The sequence below is a fragment of the Bowmanella dokdonensis genome, assembly GCF_017254865.1.
In the GTDB taxonomy this organism is placed as follows: domain Bacteria; phylum Pseudomonadota; class Gammaproteobacteria; order Enterobacterales; family Alteromonadaceae; genus Bowmanella; species Bowmanella dokdonensis.
The window spans coordinates 1-365 of record NZ_JAFKCV010000169.1 but is presented as its reverse complement, the minus strand read 5'-3'; the positions used below and the strand labels follow the sequence as shown (position 1 = coordinate 365).

The window sequence follows — 365 nt, the reverse complement described above, 5'->3', positions numbered from 1 at the left end:
AGCAAGCGTTGTACCCAAACAGAGATCTCTTTTAGGGCCATAGCGCCCTGATATAACAGCCAGGCAACGGCATCCAGTGTGGTGGCATAGGAAGGCAGTTGCCGGCCTATTCCCAGTTTATGCGTGCGCTTTAAAATATACTGCAGGGCAAAGGCGATCATGGTGAGTACCGGGGCCGAGTACATAGCTACTCCTAATGCGCCTGCCAGTACGCCTGTACTTATTCCTCCCTCAAGAAATTTCACAGTATCTAAATCGGAAATACTGCCCTTTAAATTTCCCCATTCCATACCCCTAACAGTGGATATGTAGTTATTCATAAAATGAGCCATTACCGATATGCGCCCGGTAATCCAATTCAGATG

Annotated in this window: 1 protein-coding gene; it reads right to left on the bottom strand. The window is 47.4% G+C overall.

The window, feature by feature from the left end; all coding sequences use genetic code 11:
- Positions 1-320, bottom strand: a 320-nt coding sequence (locus J0A66_RS22080) for a hypothetical protein (RefSeq protein ID WP_206575989.1), incomplete at its 3' end; no start/stop codon positions are given.
- Between the last annotated feature and the right edge of the window lie 45 nt (positions 321-365).